This window comes from Streptomyces actuosus (genome assembly GCF_016921115.1).
GTDB classification, from domain to species: Bacteria; Actinomycetota; Actinomycetes; order Streptomycetales; family Streptomycetaceae; genus Streptomyces; species Streptomyces actuosus_A.
The window spans coordinates 611,392-634,630 of sequence record NZ_JAFFZS010000001.1 but is presented as its reverse complement, the minus strand read 5'-3'; the positions used below and the strand labels follow the sequence as shown (position 1 = coordinate 634,630).

Genomic DNA, 23,239 nt, shown 5'->3' with positions numbered 1-23,239 from the left:
CGCCCGGCTCACGCAGTAGTGATGGCATGTGCGAGAGGATGAAAGAAATGGGCACCACGGCCCCAGAACCGACAACCGATCAGCCGGGTTCCGAGGGAACCACCAAGGAAGAACTTGAAGGAACTCCAGAGGAATCCCTTGATTCGACGAACGGGTCGGCGGCCGATCTGGCCGACCGGCGTTCCTCGCGCGCTGGGCTCGTCGTGGCGGGAGCCGCGCTGGCCGCCTGCCTCGGGCTGGTCCTCTACGGCGTGCTCGACGGCCGCGATGGCGACACCAAGGCGGAACCCACGGTTCCCACCGCGCCGGTGACCTACGAGGTGACCGGTGAGGGCACCGCCGACATCACCTACCAGGGCCGCAGCGAGACCGGAAAGGCCAGCGTCGTGAAGGCGGCCACGCTGCCGTGGCGCCAGGCCGTGGAGGTCCCCCTCGGCCAGGACCCGGTCGTCAGCATCGTCCTCGACTCACGGGGCGGGCAGGCCCGCTGCGCCCTCACCATCCGTGGACAGTACGTCCAAAGTGCCTCCACGGCCGGCCGGTTCGGCCGCGCCACCTGCGCCGGCCGGCTGCCGCGCCCGGACGCGCCCGAGAACTGACGGGCTGCCTAGTGCCGCACCAGGCCGCGGCACTAGCCTGGACGGCGTCGACCCGCAGGCGAAGGTGACCCTCACGGCGGCTGGCGACACCGGCGTGTGCCAGACCGGCGAGAAGGCCACACCCGACACCATCTCCGGCCACCGCGACGGCTACGTCACCCTCTGACCCCGTCCAGAAGCTGTACGACGCCCTCCCCGAGATCCGCGCCACCCCGGGCACCTCCCGCCACGCCGCTCAGTACTCCAGTCCGGTTTCGCGAACCATCCGGCAGGTTCGTCGGCGGACCGCCGCTGGTAGTGGCTGCGTCGGGCGGTTGCCTGGTGGCGTCTGCGCCAGGTGGACCAGTGCAGCAGTCTGGCCGCAGTCAGGGCGGGTGGGTTGAAGACGGCGGTGAGCAGGTGGCGGATCTCAGGAACGGTCAAGCGAGCGGGACGCTGGCCCGGAAATGCCCCGGAACCGCTGTTCAAAGCTGGGACGCGGGTGGGAGGCATCGGGAACAAGGGCGTGTTTCGACTTGCTGCCCAGATATAGGCCGAGAAGGGGGCCTGCCGGGTATCTTCCCTGGTCAGGTGCCCTTTTCCGTGTCCAGAAGAAGCCCAGCTTCTTCGGCGGGTACGACACCAGGTGGTTCTTGGTCTGCCGGCGGTACACGGCCCAATCCGCCGCCGACCTGAGGAATGCGTGAAATCGCCGGAGAAGAAGCGAATTTGGTCCGCTCCTGGTCCGGATCTTGGTGGCGGGGGCCGCGCTGGGAGTGTCCCTGTGGCACCACATGGCTCCGCACAGGCAGGTCCGGCTGTCGTTCCTCGGCTGAGCGGCGCGGCACGGGAGGCCCGGACGGAGTGCCCCGTGCTAGCGTTGCGCTTTTGCTGTGTCGCTGTGTCGGTGCTCCGTTGGGTGTCTCTGGTCGGCGGCCGCGTCCCTGCCGCGCCTTCCTCGGTACGGTCCCTTCGGAGGAAGGTTCTCTGTGAGCGAATCAACACGGGTCGATGCCCGGCGGCAGGACGATGTGTCCGAGGCGTCGGGCGCCACTTCGGCAGTGCCCACGGCGGCGTCCTTCGCCCAGCTGGGGTTGCCGGCCGAGGTTCTGCGGGCGCTCGATGAGCAGGGTGTGACTGTGCCCTTTCCTATCCAGGCGGCGGCGCTGCCGAACACGCTCGCGGGACGGGACGTCCTGGGCCGGGGCCGCACAGGATCCGGCAAGACGCTCGCCTTCGGCCTGGGGATGCTCGCCCGGACGGCCGGGCAGCGCGCGCAGCCGAAAGAGCCGCTGGCGCTCGTTCTGGTGCCCACCAGGGAGCTGGCGCAGCAGGTCGGTGAGGCGCTCACCCCGTACGTCGAGGCGCTGCGGTTGCGGCTCGCGACCGTGGTGGGCGGCGTGTCCATCGGACGGCAGGCCGCCGTGCTGCGGGATGGCGCCGAGATCGTCGTCGCCACGCCCGGTCGGCTGCACGACCTCATCGAGCGCAAGGGCTGCCGACTGGGACGGGTGCGCATCGCGGTCCTGGACGAAGCCGACCAGATGTGTGACATGGGGTTCCTGCCGCAGGTCACCGGGATCCTGGACCAGGTACGTCCCGACGGGCAGCGGATGCTGTTCTCCGCCACCCTCGACGGCGACGTCGACCGGCTGGTGCAGCGCTACCTGCGCGACCCTGCCGTCCACTCGGTGGATCCTTCGTCCAGTGCCGTCTCCGCGATCGAGCACCACGTCTTCGTCGTGCACGGCCCGGACCGGTACGCCGTGACCACGGAGATCGCCGCTCGGGACGGCCGCGTCCTGCTGTTCCTGGACACCAAGCACGGCGTCGACCAGCTCACGCGGCATCTGCGGGCCAGCGGCGTGGCCGCCGCCGCCCTGCACAGCGGGAAGTCCCAGCCGCAGCGCACCCGGACCCTGGCCCAGTTCAAGAACGGGCAGATCACCGCGCTGGTAGCGACGAACGTCGCCGCACGCGGCCTGCACGTCGACGACCTCGATCTCGTGGTCAACGTCGACCCGGCCACCGACCCGAAGGACTATCTGCACCGCGCGGGCCGGACGGCCCGGGCCGGCCGCTCCGGCACCGTCGTGACACTCGTCCTGTCGGGGCAGCGCCGCGAGACGAGCCAGGTCATGGCGGACGCCGACGTCGCCCCCAAGGTCACCAAAGTGCGGTCCGGCGAGGCGGAGCTGAGCCGGATCACCGGCGCCAAGGCCCCCTCCGGAATGCCTCTCGACGACGGGCCGGCCGTACCGCGCCCCAAGAACCACCACGTTCCGTTCGGCGGCCTGGGCAGCACCAAGGACGCGAAGAGCGGTTCCGGTGGCAGGTCGTCGTCCCGCAAGAGCAGCGAGGCCCGCAAGCTCGCGGAGGCCCGCAAGGCGGCCCGGGTGCGGCGCGGCGGCTGAGACCGGCTTCCCGGACTGCCGGGCGGTGTCTTCGTCCACGCTGCTGGACGGATACGCGGGACCGGAGATCGGCCGGGGTGCATCGGACGGCGTCACGTACGGGTGACCGTGCGCAGAGGGAGGCGTGCACGCGATGGAGAACGGAGCGGACCTGCCACGGCGGATCGGTGTCCACACCGCCGAGCGAGAACTGGGCGCGGGCGGCATGGGAATGGTCGACCTCGCCCGGTCACGGGGCGGTCGGGCCGTCGCGGTCAAGGTGGCCCGCTCCGAACTGGCGGCCGCCCCGCACTTCCGTGAGCGGTTCCGCGCAGAGGTCGAGGCCGCCCGCAGAGTCGGCGGTTTCCACACGGCTCCGGTCGTAGACGCCGATCTCGACGCGGAGGCGCCCGGCTGGCCACCGCGTACATCCCCGGGCCCACGCTCGCCGAGCTGATCAAGCGCCAAAGCCCCATGAAAAAAGAGCAGTTGAGGTCTCTCGGGGCAACGCTGGCCGAGGCGCTCCAAACCGCCCGCGCCTGCGGGCTCGCACACCGGGATCTGAAGCCGGGCGACATCATCATGGCCGACGACGGCCCACGCGTCCTCGATCTCGGCATCGCGCGGGCCGTGGAGTCCACCTGGCTGACGGCCACCGGGGCGGCCTTCGGCACTCCCGGACACCTCGCGCCCGAGCAGGCGCAAGGCGACGAAGTCGGCGGTGCCGCCGATGTGTTCGCACTCGGGGCCGTACTCGTCGCGGCGGCAGCGCGTTCGGCACCGGCACGCCCATGGGGCTCATGTACCGGTCGCTGCACGAGCCCGCGGATCTCTTTGCGCTGCCGGGGGAGTTGCGGTCGCTGGTCGCCGCCTGCCTCTCCAAGGATCCGGACGGCCGTCCCACGCCCGAGGAGCTCCTGGCCTCGCTCGGGCCGGACCCGAATCCGAACAACACACTCGCTCTTGGCACCCCTGACCGGCCGTGCGTCGCACCGCCTGTCCCGGTCGAGCCTCCCGCCGATCTCGGCCGCGTCGACGAACCTCTCCGGTGCACCCCGGCCGAACCCTCGCGCACGCCCCGCGTGATCACCCTGCTGATCGTGGCCGCGGCCGTGACGAGCGCGGCTGCCTGGCGGACGAGCGGCTGGTCGACCAGGCCAAGACGCTTGCCCGCCATCGACCACGCCTGGCACTGCGGGGAGGCGGTCAGCCCGGGAATCCGACCGGAGAAGATCCATACGGTATAGCGGGCGGCATCGGTCCGGATCGTCAACCGAACGACTCGAACCCGGGTTTTGCAGGCCCAGCTGTCTCACTCCAGGCCGATGTCCCGGGCCCCGGGGACGGTGAGGGCGTGGCCCCAGCCGCGGGGGCCGGCGAACAGGTCGGGGAGGATCCGCCTCATGAGGACGGCTCGGAGTTTTACTGCACCGGCTCGGCTTCGCCACGGCAGGCCCAGGGAGACCAGCCGTCGACCACACCGGTCTCCAGCTCCTCCGCATCGGTTCGGGCGTCCAGTGGCTGCTTGCGGGCGGCCGATTCGGCGGCAGTGACGTGGCCGATCGGGGCCTGGGCGAGCGGTTCCCGGGAGCGGTGCAGGAACGCCTGCCCGAGCAGCCGACCCGCCGTACGAAGGCATTCCCCGGTGCGAAATACTCTCCCGATGAGTTCACGCCCGTTTCCGATCAGTCAGCCGATCACGATACGGAGGGCCGTCGCGCGGGATGCCAAACGGCTCACGCGGCTCGTGCGTGGCTCAGGTGCCTACGAGGGTAAGTACGCAGCCGCAGTCGCGGGCTACCGGGTCGGTCCTGATTACATCGAGGAACACCGCGCCTTCGTGGCCGTCGGCGCCGACGAGGAGGGAGGCCGGGTCCTCGGGTTCTACTCGCTCGTCCTCGCTCCACCGGAGCTCGACCTGCTGTTCGTCGCCGACGAAGTGCAAGGACGGGGTATTGGACGGCTGCTCGTGGCGCACATGCAGTCCGAGGCCCGTGCCGCCGGGCTCGACCGTCTCAAGGTCGTGTCGCATCTTCCCGCCGAGGACTTCTACCACCGCGTTGGTGCGGTGCGGACCGGGACCGCGTTCGCGAACCCGCCCGCCGTGCCGTGGGACCGTCCCGAATTCGAGTTTCGCATTCCTTCGGAATGACGCGGTGTGCCGGTTGGCGGGGCACCGGCTTCGCCTGCATGGTGGTTGGGGGCGGATCCCCGCCGCGAGCCGGCTGTCACAGCCGATCCTTTCCTGAACAGTAGGCGCGGGCCGCTCGGCCGTGACGCTCGTTTGAGGCGCTGTGCGCCCGCACGCTGCGCGGCGAGCCGAGAAAGTGGTGCTGAGCTGCTCTTTTCCACGGCTCGCGCAGGCCGACACCCTTCCGATGACTCATCATGTGGAGTGCGTTGCCACCCCGGTCTGCCGGGGTGGCTGCCTACTCCCGTGCCCGGCGTCGATGCCGGCGAGGCCGCGGCCGGAACCGGGACCGGGACCGTGCCGCCGGGCTGTGGTTCAGGCGTCGATGATGACAGGGATGATGAGGGGCTTGCGGCGGTGGGTGCGGAACGCCCAGTTCGCGACGGCGCGGGCGAGGAGTTGTTCGAGTTGGCGCGCGTCCCCGACACCTTCCTCGGCCGCGGTGGCCAGGGTCTTCTCGATGACGGGGATGACCGGCTCGAAGGTGGTGTCGTCGTGGACGAAGCCCCGGGCCAGGAAGTCGGGGGCCTCGGCGAGGGCGCCGGTGTCTGCGTCGACGATCGCCACCACCGTGACCACGCCTTCGGCGGCGAGGGTGAGGCGGTCCTTGAGGGACGCTTCGGTGGCGCCGCCGACTTCCATGCCGTCCACGTAGACGTTGCCGGCGGGGACCTTGCCGGTGATGGACGCGCGCCCGTCGACAAGGTCGACGACGACGCCGTCCTCGGCGATGACGACCCGGTCGGGGTCGACACCGGTGCGGATGGCGAGGTCGGCGTTGGCCCGCAGGTGGCGCCATTCGCCGTGCACAGGCATGACGTTGCGGGGTTTGACGATGTTGTAGCAGTAGACGAGTTCGCCGGCGCTGGCGTGCCCGGAGACGTGCACCTTGGCGTTGCCCTTGTGGACCACGTGGGCGCCCCACCGGGTGAGTCCGTTGATCACCCGGTAGATGGCGTTCTCGTTGCCGGGGATGAGGGAGCTGGCGAGCAGGACGGTGTCGCCCTTACCGATGCGGATCATGTGGTCGCGGTTGGCCATCCGTGACAGCGCGGCCATCGGTTCGCCCTGGGAGCCGGTGCACACCAGAGTGATCTTGTGGTCCGGGAGCTTCTCCAGCTCCTTCGTGCTCACGACCAGACCGGAGGGGACCTTCAGATAGCCCAGGTCACGGGCGATGCCCATGTTGCGGACCATCGACCGGCCGACGAAGGCGACCTTGCGGCCGTGCTGGTGGGCGGCGTCCAAAACCTGCTGGATGCGGTGCACGTGGCTGGCGAAGCTGGAGACGATGACGCGGCGCGGCGCGGTGCGCATCACCTGCTCGATCGCCGGATTCAGCTCACGCTCGGAGGTGGTGAAGCCAGGTACTTCGGCGTTGGTGGAGTCGGTGAGGAACAGGTCCACGCCCTCCTCGCCGAGGCGGGCGAAGGCGCGCAGATCGGTGATGCGGTCGTCGAGAGGGAACTGGTCCATCTTGAAGTCGCCGGTGTGCAGCACCATCCCGGCGCGGGTGCGGACAGCGACGGCGAGGCTGTCGGGGATGGAGTGGTTGACCGCCACGAACTCGCAGTCGAAGGGCCCGAAGCCACGCCGGTCGCCCTCTCGTACCCGCACTGTGCGCGGCCGGATGCCGTGTTCCTTGAGCTTGGCCTCCAGGAACGCCAGCGTCAGCTTGGAGCCGACGACGGGAATGTCGGACCGCTCGCGCAGCAGGTACGGCACGCCGCCGATGTGGTCCTCGTGGCCATGGGTGAGGACCACGGCCACGATGTCGTCCAGGCGGTCCCGGATCGAGGTGAAGTCCGGCAGGATCACGTCCACGCCGGGCTGGGTCTCCTCGGGGAACAGCACGCCGCAGTCGACGATGAGCAGCTTGCCCGCGTGCTCGAAGACGGTCATGTTGCGGCCGATCTCACCCAGGCCGCCCAGGGCGATGACCCGCAGCCCTCCTTCGGGAAGAGGTGGGGCGGCTTTCAGTTCGGGGTGCGGATGACTCATACCCTGACGGTACCCGGAGAGCGGGACGGGGTGATCCATTGCCTGTGCGATCTCCCTTTCCCGACGGAGCGGGATACCCGCAGCGGGTGACTCGGCACGATCGGATCACGCCGGCGTCCGGAACAGGCAGGGGTGAAAGCGGTACCCTCGTCACCCCCAGCACCGAAAACGACCTCGTCGGCACCATCGGCCGGGCTCCCACTTCGATCCGGCGAGGAGGTGCTGCAGGCCGTCGGGCGTGCGGTGGCCGGCCTGCTCGGCCAGCTGCCGGCTGTTCTTGCGGGCCACCGGGGCGAGCAGCCCGCGTACGTAGTCCCGCCTGCGGCGGCGGAGCTCGACTCGGCCGAAGCGGTGCCCGATGGTCAGGAAGAGATCGTCCAGTTCGAGGTCCCACTGCGCGGCGGCAGACTCGGTGATCACCCTCGGAGGCTGCCCCGCCGCTGTCACTACCTGCGGCGTTGCCGCACGATCGAGGGGCGGTCTCCGTGAGACCGCCCCCGCACGACCGAAGTCCCGCTACACTCCCGCCACCCGGCGAAAGACCAGGTCAGACAGCGAAATCCTGCTGCAGTACTAGAAGAACCCAAGTTTCTTGGGGCTGTAGGAGCAAAGAACGTTCTTCGTCTGCTGGTAGTGGTCGAGCATCATCTTGTGGTTCTCGCGGCCGATGCCGGACTTCTTGTAGCCGCCGAAGGCCGCGTGGGCCGGGTAGGCGTGGTAGCAGTTGGTCCACACGCGGCCGGCCTTGATCTCCCGGCCGAGGCGGTAGGCGGTGTTGCCGTCCCGGCTCCACACACCCGCGCCGAGGCCGTACTGGGAGTCGTTGGCGATCTTCAGGGCCTCGTCGACCGAGTCGAACGTCGTCACCGACACCACCGGGCCGAAGATCTCCTCCTGGAAGATCCTCATGTCGTTGCTGCCGCGGAAGATCGTCGGCTCGATGTAGTAGCCGTGTTCCAGACCCGGCACCGTGCGCCGCCCGCCGCCGGTGAGGACCTCGGCGCCTTCCTTCCTGCCGATGTCGATGTAGGAGAGGATCTTCTCGTACTGGTCGGAGCTGGCCTGGGCGCCGATCATGGTCGCCGGGTCCAGCGGGTCGCCGCAGACGATGGCGCGGGTCCGCTCGACGCAGCGGGCCATGAACTCGTCGTAGATGGCCGAGTGGACCAGTGCGCGGGACGGGCAGGTGCACACCTCGCCCTGGTTGAGGGCGAACATCACGAAACCCTCGACGGCCTTGTCCAGGAAGTCGTCGTCGGCCGCCATGACGTCCGGCAGGAAGATGTTCGGGCTCTTGCCGCCCAGTTCCAGCGTCACCGGGATGATGTTCTCGCTGGCGTACTGCATGATCAGGCGGCCGGTCGTGGTCTCGCCGGTGAAGGCGACCTTGGCGACGCGGGGGCTGGAGGCGAGCGGTTTGCCGGCCTCCAGGCCGAAGCCGTTGACCACGTTGACGACGCCCGGCGGGAGCAGGTCGGCGATCAGGTCGATGACGTACAGCAGGCTGACCGGGGTCTGCTCGGCGGGCTTGATGACGACGCAGTTGCCGGCGGCGAGGGCCGGGGCCAGCTTCCAGGCGGCCATCAGGACCGGGAAGTTCCACGGGATGATCTGGCCGACGACGCCCAGCGGCTCGGGGAAGTGGTAGGCGACCGTGTCCGGGTCGATCTGCGCGATGCTGCCCTCCTGGGCACGGACCACTCCCGCGAAGTAGCGGAAGTGGTCGACGGCCAGGGGGATGTCGGCGGCCAGCGTCTCACGCACCGGCTTGCCGTTCTCCCAGCTCTCCGCGACCGCGATCTTCTCCAGGTGCTCCTCGATCCGGTCCGCGACCCGGAGCAGCACGGCCGCCCGCTCCGCGGCGGGGGTACGGCCCCACTTCTGAGCGGCCAGGTGGGCGGCGTCCAGGGCGAGTTCCACGTCGGCCGCCGTGGAACGGGCCACCTCGGTGAAGGGACGGCCGGTCACCGGTGAGGGGTTCTCGAAGTACAGGCCGTCGACGGGGGCGACCCACTCGCCGCCGATGAAGTTGTCGTAGCGGCGGGCGAACTCGACGATGCTGCCTTCTGTTCCGGGCTGCGCGTACACCATGGCGGCTCTCCTCGGAGGACGGTGACTGCACTGCGGCGGCCGGTGCCGCCGCGTCGTGGCCCACTGTGACGCCGCGAGGTTGGCGCGAGGTTGGCGCGGCCCCGTGCGCCGCCCTTCAGTCGTCCAGCGCGATGCTGAGCCGGCCGACGGCGATCGAGCGGCGCGTGTCGTCCGGGGCGAGCAGCCGCAGCGCGTGCTCGTGCACGGCGACGTCGTACGGGGCGCGGTCCCCGTAGCGCAGGGCGTGCTCCGGGGATCGGGACGCCAGCACGGCCTCCCGGACCGCGACCTCGATCCGGGCCCGCCACTCCACGACGCCGGGCGCCTCGGAGCGGGGCAGCAGCAGGCCGCGGTAGTGGTGCAGCGCCGTGGAGGTGTCGCCGCGTTCCAGGGCCTGCAGCACCTCCACCGCGTCGCAGGCCACGGGGGTGGTCAGGGCGTAGCGGCGAGGCGTGATGCCGCCCCCGAGGGCGCGGCGCAGATGGGAGACCTCCGCCTTGAACGTGGACGCGGTCACCGGCCGGTCGCCGTAGAGGGCCGCGCGCAACTGCTCCGGGCTGAATCCGTCCGGCTCCAGGGCGAGCAGGGCAAGGATCTCCAGCTGGCGCGGGCGCACCGGCAGCGGTGTGCCGCCGCGTTCGGCCCGCGCCGCACCGAGGCAGCTCAGCCGCACCGGGAAGGCCGGGTCGGCCGGTGCCGTGCCCGGCACGCGGGCTTCGGCGGCGAGCCTGCTCTCGATCGCGGTGACCAGCGAACGCACGGTCGACATGGCCAGTGGATGCGAGCGGTCCCAGGTGGTGGACAGGTCCAGTACCCCGAGGACACGGCCGTCCGGTGCGTGCACCGGCGCGCAGTAGCACACCCAGCCGTGCAGGACCGACACCAGGTGCTCGGCGGAGAAGACGGTACTGGGGCGGCCCGTGCGCAGCGCGAGGGAGAGCGCGTTGGTGCCCATGGCGACCTCGTCCCAGCGGCCCCCGGGCGCGAAGTTGACCTGCTCGGCCCGCTGCCGCATGCGGCGCCCGCCGCACGTCCACAGCAGGGTGCCCGACTCGTCGGTGACACCGGTGACGAACCCGGCGTCGGCGGCGATGCTGTTCAGCTCCCCGGCGAGCTCGTCGACCGGCCGCCGCAGCGGGGAGGCGGCCCAGCGGCGCGCCACCGGGTCGCCGTCGGCGTCCGGCGCGCTGCCGCGTTCCGGGTCCACGCTGCTCAGGGAACGCAGCCAGGACTCGGTCACCTCGGGCCGCAGCGCCGTACCGCCGGGCGCGAGCGGGGCCTCCTTCAGCCGCGGGACCCACCGGGTCCACTCGCTCTCCAGCGTCGTCCTGCGCCGCCTGAGGTCACTGCGCTGTGACATCACTTCCCCTGCCGTCGTCCGGGGACCACCGCCCACGGTCCTCCCGGGTGGTGCTCGGCACCCGCGGTTCCCCGCGGATCGGGCCCGCATCCGGGTGCGGGCCGATGACAGAGTTATCGGCCACGCGGTGCGCAAAAGCAAGGTCGCGCCGCCGCGGACCCGCTCACGGGCCCGGGAGCGGCGGCTCAGCGGTACCGGCCGAACCGCTCCGCGATCATCGGTAGACGGTCGGCGGCGATCGCGTGCGCGGCGGCCCGCGGGCTGCTGCCGTCGGCTGCGGCGCGCTCCAGCACCTGTCCGACGGAGCCCGTCGCCGGTGAGGGACCCACGGCTCTCCCGCCTCCGGCAGGGGGCCCGAGGCTCCGGCATCGGATCCCCGGTTCCGATGCCGCCGGCCCGCCACCCGCGCCGCCCCTCGCCTCCGGTGCCGCTCCCGCGCATCCCACAGAGAACCCTCTCCTCCCGCAGCGGTCCCACGCCTCCCGCGAGGCACCTCCCGTTCCTGCTTTGTCGGAGGCGCCGACCATAATGGAAGACCCCTACTTCCTCTGGAGGTGCCGTGACCGGTTTCCGTCTCTCCGGCTCTGGGGCCCGCGCGCTTCGGCCCGCTGCCTTCGGCGCGGACCCCGGTGGTGAGCGCATGGCCCGCATCCGCCGGTCACCGCACTTCAAGGACGGTGTCTTCCAGAACCCGGGCGGTGTCGCACGCACCCGCCCGTCCGGGTCGGCGCTGGACTTCGCCCGGGTCTACTTCGACAAGGACGCCCGCGTGGGCCGCGCTCCGCAGGGCACCGTGCCCGTCCACGCGACGACCCTCGCCGACCTGGCCCGCCCGGCCGCCACGGGGCTGCGGGTGACCTGGACGGGCCACTCCAGCGTGCTGGCCGAGATCGACGGGCGCCGCGTGCTGTTCGACCCGGTGTGGGGCGAGCGCTGCTCCCCGTTCCCGTTCATCGGTCCGAAGCGACTGCACCCGGCGCCGCTGCCGCTGGCCGCGCTCGGCCCGGTCGACGTCGTGGTCATCTCGCACGACCACTACGACCACCTCGACCTGCCCACGATCAAGTCGCTGGCCGGCACGGACACCGTGTTCGCCGTGCCGCTCGGGGTCGGCGCCCACCTCGAACACTGGGGCGTGTCCTCCACCCGCCTGCGCGAGCTGGACTGGCACGAGGCGACCCGGGTCGACGGCCTCACCCTGACCGCCACACCCGCCCGTCACTTCTGCGGCCGGGGCCTGCGCAACACCCAGCACACCCTCTGGGCGTCGTGGGCCGTGGCCGGTGAGGAGCACCGGATCTTCCACAGCGGCGACACCGGCTACTTCGAGGGCTTCAAGGACATCGGTGCCGCCCACGGCCCCTTCGACGCGACGATGATCCAGGTGGGCGCGTACAGCGAGTTCTGGCCGGACATCCACATGACGCCCGAGGAGGGCCTGCGCGCCCATCTCGACCTCCAGGGCGGCGAACCGGGCGGTGTGCTCCTGCCGATCCACTGGGGCACCTTCAACCTCGCGCCGCACGCCTGGGCCGAGCCGGGGGAGTGGATGAAGGACGTCGCCGATGAGGCGGGGCAGGCCGTCGCGCTGCCGCAGCCCGGCGAGCCGTTCGAGCCGGCCGGGAAGCTGCCGACGGATCGCTGGTGGCGACCCGTGGCTCCTCCCACGATGCCCTCCTGGCGCCGGCCGCAGCCGGCGGAGATCTCCGTCGGGACCCGTGAGGACGATCTCGACTTCGTGGGCGAGCACTGACCGCGCTCCGGCCGACGGGTGACGCGTCCCCATGCCGCCGTGCAGGCATGGCGGCAGCCGAGTGGGCTTGAGCTGCTGTGACGGGCATCCGAGGCCAGGGGGCTGCGGCACAGGAGGTGAGGGCGCACCGGGGAAACCGGCCTCCTCGCCTTCGGCATACCGTTCCTGGCCGACCCGGACGTGATCCGCCGCTACCGGGAGAACCTGGAACCGCTCTGACCTCAGCACGCCGAGGCGGGACCGGCGGTGACGGCCTGCGGGGAGCGGGTGGGACCGGGACCGTGTGCGGGGGTGCCGCCGCGCCGACCCCCGGCCCCGTCCCTTGGGGGCGTTCCGCCCGGACCGCCGCCGCGGAGTGCACCCTCGGCCACCGCATCGCGGCCCACTCGGTGGGGAGGCGGGGGCGCAGCGCCCTCACCACTGCACGCGGCGGCCGATGAGTCCCTGGTGGTCGTCAGCCACATACCGGATCAACTCGGTGTAGATCTCCGTCGTCAGGAACGCCTGCCTGCCTTTCTCGGCGTGGGTGGTACTGGCCCACTCGAGACGATCGGCCCAGTGGTCCTCGGCCTCGTAGAGTTCGTAACCCAGGAATCCGGGCTGCGACTGCAGCCAGTCCGCCATCCGGCGGGTGGCGTCGAGAAACCCCTCTCGGCTCGTGCCGGGACGCAGGCGCATGATGACGATGTGGACACTCGACTCACTGCCGGTCACTGGATTCCCCCAAGTCGCCCGTGTCGATTCCCACGGTCCCATTCTGCTCCCCCTGTGGAGCGCGTCCTCCGCCAGGATCCGTCCGCGTCCGTTCCCACCCGGTGCGGCCGACGTGGGGCGCGTCGCAAGCCTGCCGGACCCGATCAGTTCGTTCGTGTCCCGCTCCCGGCGGAGCGTCGTGCAACGGGCCGTACCGCGCCGTTCCTGCCCTGCCGAGGACCGGAAGCCGCGCCGGGGAGACCGGCCTCACGGCCGAACGCCGCCTGCAAAGCCGTTCAGCAGGGGCTCACCCGGCGTGAGTCGAACCCTGCGTGAGCCCCCGACACGAGTCGCCCGGCCGGCCCGTCCGTGCCGCCCGCCGACCCCTGCGGGGCCCCGGCCCGCTCGGCCCCCCGGAGCCGGCGCGCCCGCGACTCTTACCGAAGTCTGACGCGACGCCCGTTCACGTGTTCAACGGGCCCAACGCTTGGTGTTCTCGATGGCGGCGCCGACGGGTCCGTTCGCCCGCCGCGTCCCTACCTCTTCCGACCCGGGAGCACTGAGATGACCGACCAGCTGTCCCTGGCGGCCCCGGCACCGCCGTGGGCACCCCGTACGGGCGACGCCCTTGCCCGAAGCCGTCGTCCTCGCGGCCCACAGTCGCCGGAGCACCCCTGGAACCCGGCTCCCCTGGCCCATCTCCCGCAGGAGCAGCGGTGGTTGCTGCGGGAGTTCGGGCAGGGGCCGGATGCCGCACCGTCGCACCCCTGCATCCACCACCCCGTCGAGGAGTACGCCGAGGCCCTGCCGGACGCGGTGGCCGCCGAGCACGAGGGACGGTCCATCACCTACGGTGAGCTGGACGCGCGGGCGAACCGCCTCGCCGCCCTGCTCACCGCGCAGGGAGTGCGCCCCGGCGACCGCGTCGGGCTGTTCCTGCGCCGCTCGCTGCCCATGCTGGTCGGCCTGGTCGCCGTCCTCAAGACGGGTGCCGCCTATGTGCCCCAGGACGCGGCGCTGGCGCCCGCCTCGCAGTTGGAGCACGTCGTGCGTGCCGCCGACATCACCGTCGTGCTGACGACATCGGCCTACGAGAAGACCCTCGCCCTGCCACCGGGTACGCGCCTGACGGCCGTCGACCGGGTGATGGAGGAGGCGTTGCCCGCGGACGCCGCCGGCTTCCGGCCGCTGCGCCTGGTCCAGCCCGACGACGTCTGCTACGTCCTGTTCACGTCCGGCACGACCGGGCGTCCCAACGGGGTCGCCGTCACCCACCGCAACGTCTGCAACCTGCTGCTCACCGCACCGGGGGACCTCGGGATACGGCCCGGCTGGCGGGTCGGCCAGATCCTCAACATCGCCTTCGACATGGCCGCGTGGGAGATCCTCGGAGCGCTCTCGCACGGGGCGACCCTGGTCGTGCGCGGACCCGACGCGGCCCGCGCGGTGCGCGACGTGGACGTGATCGTCGCGACGCCCAGCGTGCTCGCCACGATCGATCCCGAGTCCTGCGCCCGGGTACGGGTGGTGGCCGTCGCGGGGGAGCCGTGTCCGCGTGCTCTGGCCGATGCCTGGTCCCGGCGCTGCACCGGGGGCCACGGCCCCCGCCCGCCTGCACCGCCGGGCGGTGTTCGGCCAGCCGGAGATCCTGCTGGGGGTGATACCCGGCATCGGCGGCACCCAGCGTCTGACCCGGCTGGTCGGGCGGGCCAAGGCGCTGGACCTGATCCTGACGGGCCGCCGGATGGGCGCCGAGGAGGCCGAACGCGCCGGTCTGGTCTCCCGGGTGGTGCCCTCGGACGGGCTCGACCGGGAGGTGGCCGAGGCCGCGGCGACCGTGGCCGGGTACGGCCGGGCCGCGGTGCGTGCGGCCCGGGAGGCCGTGGACCAGGCCCTGGAAGTGGGGCTGAGCCACGGGCTGCGGTTCGAGCGGCGCTCGTTCCACGCCCTGTTCGCGACGGAGGACCAGAAGGAGGGGATGCGGGCCTTCCTGGAGAAGCGCCCGCCGGAGTTCACCGGGCGCTGACCGCCGCCCCGGCGGCACGAGGGTCCGCCCGCGCCGCCAGGGAGGGGGCGGGGGCCTGCCGGTGCCCGGCCGGTCCGCCCCCCCCGGGGCGATCGCGGCGGCGCTTCCCCGGGCCGGTGACACCGGTGCGGGGCGGACCGTGCCGGACCCCGGCCGGGGCGGACGGACCGCTCCGGCCGGGGCCGTCGTGCCGGGTGCCGCGGGGTCAGGCGCAGGTGCCGGCGGGCCGGGAGCGCGTCACCACGCTGCTGATGCCGGTGGTGGAGTCCAGCCACACCACCCGGGTGCCCGCCGCGGCGGCGGGGAACAACTGCTCACCCCGGTTGCAGGACACCCGCCGCTTGAGCGTCTCGCCGCCCGGGCGTGCGGGCGAGAACTGCCAGAGCTTGGCGAGGGACTTGTTGCGGATCTCGGTGTCCGGGACCCTGGCGACCATCGTCACCGCCTCGTTCGACGCGGTCAGATCCATGACGTCGAGCGCCCCGGGACCGTTCTCCGGGCTGAGGTCCGTGACGTCCGAGCCGTCGATCCGCGCGCTGCGCAGGGCTGTGGTGCCGTTGCCCCAGACCTCGTCGAGCAGCCAGTGCACACGGTCGCCGCTGAGGGCCGTCGGGCCGAGGCTCGTGCCGGGGGCCGCCTGCTGCACCACGGTGTCCTCACCGGTCGTCAGGTCCAGCACGCGGGTGCTGTACTCGTACACGGCTGCGACACGCCGGGTCTCCTGGTAGGCGATCCTGCCGTTGCGGAGCGAGGGGAAGCTCGTCCTGTGGTACCGGCCGCCGCCCAGCCGCACCAGGCTGTCCGGGTCGCTCATCCTCAGGTGCATCACGTTCCGCAGCCCGGCGCGGGCGCTGTGGTCGAAGACCACGACGTCGCCCTCGACCGCCAGGTGGGAGCCCGCGCTGCGGCCGGACCACAGGGTCCTGATCGGTCCACCGGCCAGCGGCCGGGCCAGGATCTCCACGGACTTCTCGCCGTACGCCTGCCAGACCACGGTGGTGCCGTCGGTGGCGGGATTGACGTGGTAGCGGCCGTCGTTGGGGCTGATCAGCTTGAGCCGGCCCTTGCCGTTCGTGCGTCCGGCCCACACCGAGTAGGGCTCGGAGCCGTCCTCGTTCGACTGGGACGCCACCCACCACGTGCCGCTCGCGCCCAGCGCGGAACCGGTGGTGTCGACCCGGCCGAGGAGCAGGTCCGAGTCGATGCCCAGGGCGCGCTCCCAATGGGGCACGATGCCGTGCGCGTCGAAGGCGCGCCGGACGTTCTTGAGGTCCTTGCCGCGCACGTCGAGGTCCTTGGCCGCCGCGATCACCGCGGCTCTGCCCTCGGTGAAGCCGTCGAGCGGGGTCAGGTACTCGGTGAGTGCCTTGTACACCACGGCGTCGGCGCGGGCGGGCCCGAGGTCCTCGCGGATGTCCCACAACGCGCCGGAGAAGAGGGTGGAGTTGAGGTGGACGCCGCCGTTGTCGGTGCCGAAGCCGACGCCGAGGAAGGACGCGGCGGTGGTCCGCCCGTCGTTCAGGTCGCGGAAGGAGCAGGCCCGTGGCGCCTTCGTGCGGCACAGCGTCTCGCCCATCAGCCCCGCGTCGGGGTCGTCCATGGGGATGCGGTAGGCGTGCGTCTCGATGGCGTTGCCGAAGTAGTCCGCGATCGCCTCGTTCATGGCGCCGGACTGGCCCGCGTAGACGAGGTTCGCGGAGTGGGAGATCACCCCGTGCGTCAGTTCGTGGCCGACGACGTCCAGCGACGCGGACAGCGGGCGGTACTCGGCGTCGCCGGTGCCGTAGGCGATCTTCTGGCCGTCCCAGAAGGCGTTGACGTAGGGCTGCCCGTAGTTGGTGATCCCGACCAGCGACTTCACGGCCATGCCGCGGCCGTCGAGGCTCTCGCGCCCGAAGGTGTCCCGGTAGTAGTCGTAGACCTGGCCGGCGGCCCAGTGCGCGTCCACCGCGCCGGCATCGGTCGCCTCGGCGCCGAACTCGGCCGTCGGCGAGGCGAACTCCTTGATGCCGTCGGGCCACTTGCCGACGACGTCGGACACCCAGGTGCCGCGGGCGTCCCAGGTGGACAGGACATTGTCGGAGCCGTTGCGGGTCCTCGACCGGTCGCGCAGCACATAGGCGCCGAGGGCGTCGTCCCGGGTCACCCGCAGGTGCGTGGCGCGGCCGTTGAGCCGTACCCCGGACCCCGCGGCCTCGGTCCCCGACGAAGCCTCCCCGGCGGGCTCGGCGGCCCGGACGCCGGCCGCTCCGCGGGCGGGGGCCGCGGCCGGTGCGTCGAACGTCGCGAGCCCGCTGTACTGGAGCACCGGGTACCCGGCCCGGGCGTCGATGTACACCTCGCGCAGCACCGGCTCGGCGTGCCCGGGGGCCTGGCCCCGCACCGTGATGTGCCGGGTCAGCACACCGGTGCCGGTGGGCAGCACGACGAGGCCGCTGGAGACCCCGGTGAGCTGCGGGACGTCGGCCTCGCCGTGCGCCGGCCCGTCGAAGCGCCGTCCGTCCAGTTCGGTGCGTACGGCGTCGACCGCGCGCTCGACGGCGAGGTCGTCGCCGACGGTTGCCGTCGTGCCGGTGTCCAGCCCGGTGAAGTACTTCCCCGAGGTGCCGGTGACGACCCTGCTGCCGCCCTCGGTCTCCATGCGGACCACGTACTGTCCGCCGAGGACCGGCACGCCGTGGTACCGCTGCTGCAGCCGGACCGTCTCGCTGCCGTCGCCGGTGACCGTGGCCACGGGCTCCAGGTCCCGGGCGGGAGCCGGTATCCGGTAGCGCTCCGTCCGCGCGGCCAGGTGGGCCGTCGCCGCGCCCGCCGCGTCGCGGGCGGCCGGTGCCCGCTCCCGGATCCCGTCGACCAGCGACGGTGTCGCGGTCCGCTGCCCGGGGATCACCTCGCCGGGGCTCGGCAGGGGCTCGTCGCCCGCCGCGCTCGCGACGGCGTCCGGCGCCGAGACGAGCAGTGCGGCGGCGCCGATGAGCGCCGCCGCACTGGATATGCCGCTTCGTCGAAACCTTGCCCCCGCTCCGGCTCTCGCCCCCGCTCCGGCTCTCGCCCCCGCCGTGCGTAACTCCGCCGAATCCTTCGAACCCATGCCGGTCGAACGCATGTTCCCCCCATCACCACGGGTGTGTGGAATGCGGTCCGGCCGCCCTGCGCGGCCGGGCAGGGACATGTAACCCGCGGTGCGGTGACGCATCAACGGGGCAGGAGCCGCCGCAGGCGACTTCCGGACCACACCGCGCGCGGCTCCCGCGGACCGCGAGGCGGCACCGGGCCCGGGCCCGGCGGGTCACCGCGGGGCCCGGCGGGTGCGCGGCCCGGCTCGCGTCCCGGGCCGCGGCGAGACCTGAAATCGACAGTGCGTCCGAGGGCGGTCGGAGCCGCCGCGACGACGGTCCCCGGGCGGAACCGGGGCGGGCGTGGACAACCCGGTCGGGGGTACCGGAGTGGCGTGCACCGGGAGCGCCCCGGTGCAGGGACGCCGGAGTCCCTGCGACGGACCCGGGCCGGAGCCGGCCCCGCGCTGCCCCGAGGGTCGCGTGCGTCCCTGCCCGCCGGGCCCGGCCGCACGCCCCGCGGTGGAAGGCGGTGGCGGAAGCCGCCGCGGGCCCGGACCCGGTCCGCGGGTCGGCACGTATGCTTCCCACAAGGGGTGCCCACCGGTCGTCGTCGCCCGGGAGCATGCATGGCCACCGTCGATCCGCGCGCACAGGGTCTCTCCGCGTACGAGCGGTCGGCCTGGCGGGACGCGTACGAGCACCTGTCGGCCGCGGACCGGCAGCGTCCGCTGCCCGCCGGCGATCTCGACCGGATGGCGCGAGCGGCGTACCTGATCGGCGCCTTCGATGCGGCGGCCGGGTCCTGGGAGCGAGCCCACCACGCGCACCTGGCTCAAGGCGAGGCCTCGCCCGCCGTACGGTCCGCGTTCTGGCTCGGCATCATGCTCGTCCTGCGCGGCGAGGAGGCCCGGGGCGGCGGATGGCTGGCACGGGCGCAGCACATCCTCACGGACACCGCACTGGACTGCGCCGAGCAGGGCTACCTGCGCATCCCTGCGGCGCTGCAGGCGCTGGACGGCGGCGACGCCGAGGCCGCACACCGCGCGTTCGTGGAGATCACCGGCATCGCCGAGCGGTTCGACGACGCCGACCTGCGGGCCTTCGGGACGCTGGGACGGGGCCAGGCGCTGGTCGCGCTGGGCGGGGTGGCGCGGGGCGTGGCGCTGTTGGACGAGGCGATGGTGGCGGTGACGACGGGCGAGGTGTCGCCGATCACCGCGGGGATCGTCTACTGCGCCGTGATCCTGGCCTGCCGCGGGGTGTTCGACCTCCGCCGCGTGCAGGAGTGGACGGCCGCGCTGAGCCGCTGGTGCGCCGCGCAGCAGGACCTCAAGCCGTACCGGGGCCAGTGCCTGGTGCACCGGTCGGAGATCATGCAGCTGCGGGGCGAGTGGGCCGATGCCATGGACGAGGCGCGGCGGGCCTGCGAGCACCTGTCCGACCCGCCCGGCGACCCGGTGATGGGTATGGCGCTGTACCAGCGTGGCGAACTGCACCGACTGCGCGGCGCCCACTCCCGGGCCGAGCAGTGCTACCGCGAGGCCGTCGGCCACGGGCACCCGGCGCAGCCGGGCCTGGCACTGCTCCGGCTGGCACAGGGCCGCGTCGACGACGCGGCCGCCGCGATCCGCCGGGCCGTCGCCGAGACCCGCGGGCCCGAGGAGCGGCCCCGGCTGCTGGCCGCTTGCGTCGAGATCGAGCTCGCCGCCGGATCCGTCGACGCCGCGCGGGACGCCGCGGACGAGCTCGACCGGATCGCCGCCGGCTTCGACTCGCCCTACCTGCGCGCGGTGGTGGCGTACGCGCACGGCTCCCTGCTCCTCGCCGCCGGCGAATCGGAGGCCGCGTGCGCCGCCCTGCGCAGCGCCTCGGCCGCCTGGCACGAGATGGACGCTCCCTACGAGACGGCGCGGGTACGCCTGCAACTGGCGCGGGCCTGCCTCCGGATCGGCGACCACGACACGGCCGAGATGGAGCTGCAGGCCGCCGGACGGGTCTTCGAGCACCTGGGTGCCGCCCCGGCCCTGGAGGAGGCGCGGCGGCTCCTGCGGCGGGCGGGCGGCGCCGCCCACCCGGGTCCCGGCGGACTGACCCCCCGTGAGGTCGAGGTGCTGCGCCTGGTCGCGACCGGTGCGTCGAACCGGGAGATCGCGGACCGGCTCGTCATCAGCGACAGGACGGTCGCCCGTCACCTGAGCAACATGTTCACCAAGCTGGGCGTCTCCTCCCGGGCCGCCGCCGTGGCGTACGCCTACGAGCACGGGCTGTAGTGTGCTGCGCCGGAGACGGCGTCGTCCCTGGTCATGATGGACAAGGCGGTTCCCGGCGGCCTTGATGTGCACCTGATGCGTGACGACTGCCCCACCCGCAACAGCCCGGGGTCAGGACCTGGCGCGGCAGACACCCCCGCTTCCACGTCCACCTCACTCCCACCGGCTCGTCCCGGATCAACCGGGCGGAGCGGTTGTTCGGTCTGCTGACGGGCAGGCTCGTCCGCCGCGGCGTCCACACCTCGGCGGAGGCGCCGGAGGGCGACATCAGGAGCTGGATCAACTCGTGGAACGAGGACTCCAGGCCCTTCACCTGGATCAGGACCGCCGAGGTGATCCTCGGATCCCCCTCGCCGACCACCTCACCGAGGTCGCACCGCCGGCCGCCGAAGACCGGCAAGAGACCCGAGACCGCGATTTCCGGCGCAGCGCACCGGATGCCGACGTCTGCGTCGGACAGGTGGCGCCCGGCGCCGGGTGGCGCGGCGGAGAAGGATCCGTGCGCGACGGCTTCACGAGTCGTGAACTCATAAGTAACCTGACGTGCCATCCGCTCGATTCCTGACATGCTCACGACCACAGATCATCCGCACCACACCCTGTGCTCGTTCGGCACCCCCACTGCGGAGGATTGAGTGAACGACATCCGGCACGACTTGCAGCACAGACCCGTCACGCCCGAAGCGGGCTCCGCCAGACCGGACCGCGCACCCGAACAGGTACCCGGCGCCGACGTACGCCCTGGGCTCACCCGGCGCGGACTGATCACCGGTGCCTCGGCAGCGGGCGCGGCGGCACTGATCGGCAAGGGCGCGGAAGGACGGCCGAACTCCGACCAGTCCCGGCTGCTGGACACCGCCCTTGCGGCAGCCAGCAGTTCGGCCGGCCTCAGCGACATCGAGCACGTCGTGGTGCTGATGCAGGAGAACCGTTCGTTCGACCACTACTTCGGCACGCTGTCCCAGGTGCGTGGCTTCAGCGACCCCGATGTGCGCACGCAGAGCAGGAACGGGCACGACTACCCCGTGTTCGACCAGTTCGGCTTCCAGCCGGGCGTGGGTGTCACGCCCTCCGGCTATCTGCAGCCCTTCCGCCTGCAGAGCAGGCCTCCCTTGGAGAACGGCCAGAGCACCAACGACGTCTCCCACAGCTGGGCGACGCAGCACCGCAGTTGGAACGGCGGCGCCATGGACTCCTTCGTCGACGCCCACCTCGATGCGGACGGCGCTGCCAACGGGCCCGTCACGATGGGCTACTTCACCCGCCAGGACCTGCCGTTCTACTACGCCCTGGCCGACGCGTTCACCATCTGCGACGGGTACTTCTGCTCGGTACTCGGTCCGACCGACCCCAACCGGCTGATGCTGATGTCCGCTTCGATCGATCCGGAGGGCGAGCACGGCGGCCCGGTGGTGCAGACCTTCGGCAACCGCCTGGCCGAGTACGGCAAGCTCAGCTGGGAGACCATGCCGGAGCGGCTGCTCGAAGCCGGGGTGAGCTGGAAGGTCTACAACGACCCGCTGGGCGTGCTCGCGATCAACCCGCTCCCGTACTTCAAGAACTACACCAACCCGTTCTCCCGTACCGGCATCGAACTGGTCGGGCGGGGGCTCACGCCCAGCTACCCGGCCACGTTCAAGGCCGACGTGGCCTCGGGCAGACTTCCCTCGGTGTCCTGGATCATCCCGCCGCTGGCCGAGTGCGAACATCCCGCTGCACCACCGCACTACGGGGAGTACTTCGTACAGCAGGTGCTGTCCATCCTGGTCTCCAACCCGGATGTGTGGGCCCAGACCGTGGTACTGGTGGTGTACGACGAGAACGGCGGCTTCTTCGACCACATCACCCCTCCCACGGCACCCGAGGGCACCCCCGGCGAGTGGCTGGCCACGCTGCCGAGCGCCGCAGGCGGCGTCGACGGGCCGACAGGGCTCGGCTTCCGGACCCCTGCACTGGTCATCTCCCCCTTCAGCGCGGGGGGATACCGCTACTCCGGCACACTGGACCACACCTCGGTACTGCGTTTCATCGAGACACGCTTCGGAGTGGAGGTACCCAACCTCTCGACCTGGCGCCGCGGCGTCACCCACGACTTCACCGGTGCCCTCAACCTGACCCAGGCACCCACCACCGCCTTCCCCCACCTCCCGCCGGTCTCGCTGGGCGACACCGAAGTCGCAGAGCAGGCGGTGCTCAACGCCCTGGCGGGCACCCTGGGCGTCGGCATCCCCTACCCGCTGCCCCAGGCCAACAGCATGCCGGCCCAGGAGTCCACCCCTGCACGCCCGGCCGTACCCCGGTGACCCCGGTCGCGGCGTGCGCCTGTGGGCACCCACCGCCGGCACCGCGCCCCGGTGGTCACCGCATCCTTCGACGTGGACTTCCCCCTCCTCACGGGCGCAGGAGCCCACCTCCACGATCGTCCCGCCATCCGCGCCGCCCACTGGATGCTCGGTACCGGCGGTCCGGCCCAGTGGGCCGCCGCCCCCGGAACCGGCGTCCCGGAGAAGTTCCGCAGCCTGCCCGGCAGCCGTTCTCCCCGCTACCCGCCCAGCGTCCCCCTCACCCTGGAAACGGGCACGGCCGCACTCGTGACGGCCGCGCTGGTGTGGCTGGGGGGCGACGGGCGGCTGAGCGCCGGTCGGGGTGGTGGAGCACGGAGGTGAAGGTCCGCTTGCCGCCCGGCGACCTGGCCTGGCTGGGCGGCCTGGCGCAGGCCGCCCGGGCGCCGCCCGGGATGAGCAGACCGCCGAGCGCCGGACCGCAGGCGGTGATGCCCCCCTGACGGTCGTTGCCGGAGAAGGGCGGCGCCTCCCGAGCGGAG

The 23,239-nt window shown here is 72.2% G+C and carries 16 protein-coding genes and 5 pseudogenes; 12 read left to right on the top strand and 9 right to left on the bottom strand.

The window, feature by feature from the left end:
• The first annotated feature begins 203 nt into the window (after positions 1-203).
• Positions 204-599, top strand: coding sequence for a hypothetical protein (locus tag JS756_RS02780; protein ID WP_307790251.1), 396 nt, complete (start codon positions 204-206; stop codon positions 597-599).
• A 264-nt stretch (positions 600-863) separates the two neighbouring features.
• Here the strand turns inward: JS756_RS02780 and JS756_RS38505 are convergent.
• Positions 864-1,031, bottom strand: a pseudogene (locus tag JS756_RS38505) (IS701 family transposase); the annotation flags it as partial.
• Positions 1,032-1,639: 608 nt separating this feature from the next.
• On the opposite strand from JS756_RS38505, the gene JS756_RS02775 reads away from it, so the two are divergent.
• From JS756_RS02775 to JS756_RS38495, 3 genes are all read left to right on the top strand, one after another.
• Positions 1,640-2,992 (top strand): DEAD/DEAH box helicase, encoded by a 1,353-nt coding sequence (locus JS756_RS02775; RefSeq protein WP_438817282.1) that lies wholly within the window; start codon positions 1,640-1,642, stop codon positions 2,990-2,992.
• Between the two features lie 133 nt (positions 2,993-3,125).
• Complete coding sequence (locus tag JS756_RS38500; protein ID WP_438817280.1) at positions 3,126-3,428, top strand: protein kinase family protein; 303 nt, start codon at positions 3,126-3,128, stop codon at positions 3,426-3,428.
• Between the two features lie 17 nt (positions 3,429-3,445).
• Entirely contained in the window at positions 3,446-4,057 is a 612-nt protein-coding gene (locus JS756_RS38495) for a protein kinase domain-containing protein (RefSeq protein WP_438817279.1), read from the top strand.
• 22 nt (positions 4,058-4,079) lie between these two features.
• Here the strand turns inward: JS756_RS38495 and JS756_RS36490 are convergent.
• Positions 4,080-4,376 (bottom strand): annotated as a pseudogene (locus JS756_RS36490) (DNA cytosine methyltransferase); the annotation flags it as partial.
• 258 nt (positions 4,377-4,634) lie between these two features.
• Here JS756_RS36490 and JS756_RS02765 point away from each other — a divergent pair.
• Entirely contained in the window at positions 4,635-5,123 is a 489-nt protein-coding gene (locus JS756_RS02765; protein WP_205381250.1) for a GNAT family N-acetyltransferase, read from the top strand.
• Between the two features lie 354 nt (positions 5,124-5,477).
• Here the strand turns inward: JS756_RS02765 and JS756_RS02760 are convergent, their stop codons facing one another.
• The 5 genes and pseudogenes from JS756_RS02760 to JS756_RS02740 form a co-directional block, all read right to left on the bottom strand.
• Positions 5,478-7,163, bottom strand: a complete 1,686-nt coding sequence (locus JS756_RS02760; RefSeq protein ID WP_205381249.1) for a ribonuclease J — start codon at positions 7,161-7,163, stop codon at positions 5,478-5,480.
• A 195-nt stretch (positions 7,164-7,358) separates the two neighbouring features.
• Positions 7,359-7,583, bottom strand: a pseudogene (locus tag JS756_RS36485) (IS701 family transposase); the annotation flags it as partial.
• 153 nt (positions 7,584-7,736) lie between these two features.
• Positions 7,737-9,254 (bottom strand): aldehyde dehydrogenase, encoded by a 1,518-nt coding sequence (gene adh / locus JS756_RS02750; RefSeq protein WP_205381247.1) that lies wholly within the window; start codon positions 9,252-9,254, stop codon positions 7,737-7,739.
• Positions 9,255-9,369: 115 nt separating this feature from the next.
• Complete coding sequence (locus tag JS756_RS02745; protein WP_205381246.1) at positions 9,370-10,614, bottom strand: sigma-54-dependent transcriptional regulator family protein; 1,245 nt, start codon at positions 10,612-10,614, stop codon at positions 9,370-9,372.
• A gap of 185 nt (positions 10,615-10,799) precedes the next feature.
• Positions 10,800-10,943, bottom strand: coding sequence for a hypothetical protein (locus JS756_RS02740; RefSeq protein ID WP_205381311.1), 144 nt, complete (start codon positions 10,941-10,943; stop codon positions 10,800-10,802).
• A 230-nt stretch (positions 10,944-11,173) separates the two neighbouring features.
• On the opposite strand from JS756_RS02740, the gene JS756_RS02735 reads away from it, so the two are divergent.
• A complete protein-coding gene (locus tag JS756_RS02735; RefSeq protein WP_205381245.1) occupies positions 11,174-12,367 on the top strand; it encodes an MBL fold metallo-hydrolase in 1,194 nt (397 codons plus the stop codon).
• Between the two features lie 414 nt (positions 12,368-12,781).
• Here JS756_RS02735 and JS756_RS02730 read toward each other — a convergent pair whose 3' ends face one another.
• Entirely contained in the window at positions 12,782-13,081 is a 300-nt protein-coding gene (locus tag JS756_RS02730; RefSeq protein ID WP_205381244.1) for an NIPSNAP family protein, read from the bottom strand.
• Between the two features lie 543 nt (positions 13,082-13,624).
• Here JS756_RS02730 and JS756_RS02725 point away from each other — a divergent pair.
• Together JS756_RS02725 and JS756_RS02720 are read left to right on the top strand one after the other, a co-directional pair.
• A pseudogene (locus tag JS756_RS02725) lies at positions 13,625-14,590 on the top strand (AMP-binding protein); the annotation flags it as partial.
• Positions 14,591-14,684: 94 nt separating this feature from the next.
• Positions 14,685-15,086: pseudogene (locus JS756_RS02720) on the top strand (enoyl-CoA hydratase-related protein); the annotation flags it as partial.
• A gap of 205 nt (positions 15,087-15,291) precedes the next feature.
• Here the strand turns inward: JS756_RS02720 and JS756_RS02715 are convergent.
• Complete coding sequence (locus JS756_RS02715; RefSeq protein ID WP_205381243.1) at positions 15,292-18,177, bottom strand: M4 family metallopeptidase; 2,886 nt, start codon at positions 18,175-18,177, stop codon at positions 15,292-15,294.
• Between the two features lie 594 nt (positions 18,178-18,771).
• On the opposite strand from JS756_RS02715, the gene JS756_RS02710 reads away from it, so the two are divergent.
• The 4 genes from JS756_RS02710 (at position 18,772) to JS756_RS37500 (ending at position 23,200) form a co-directional block, all read left to right on the top strand.
• Positions 18,772-20,415 carry a LuxR family transcriptional regulator gene (locus JS756_RS02710; protein ID WP_205381242.1) on the top strand — a complete coding sequence of 548 codons (1,644 nt, stop codon included), beginning with the start codon at positions 18,772-18,774 and terminating at the stop codon, positions 20,413-20,415.
• 656 nt (positions 20,416-21,071) lie between these two features.
• Positions 21,072-22,718: a phospholipase C gene (locus tag JS756_RS02705; protein WP_205381241.1), complete on the top strand. Its 1,647-nt coding sequence runs from the start codon at positions 21,072-21,074 to the stop codon at positions 22,716-22,718.
• Positions 22,719-22,769: 51 nt separating this feature from the next.
• Positions 22,770-23,081 carry a hypothetical protein gene (locus JS756_RS02700; protein ID WP_205381240.1) on the top strand — a complete coding sequence of 104 codons (312 nt, stop codon included), beginning with the start codon at positions 22,770-22,772 and terminating at the stop codon, positions 23,079-23,081.
• Positions 23,078-23,200, top strand: a complete 123-nt coding sequence (locus JS756_RS37500; protein ID WP_275892633.1) for a hypothetical protein — start codon at positions 23,078-23,080, stop codon at positions 23,198-23,200. The genes JS756_RS02700 and JS756_RS37500 overlap by 4 nt, the downstream gene beginning before the upstream one ends.
• The last annotated feature ends 39 nt before the right edge of the window (positions 23,201-23,239 follow it).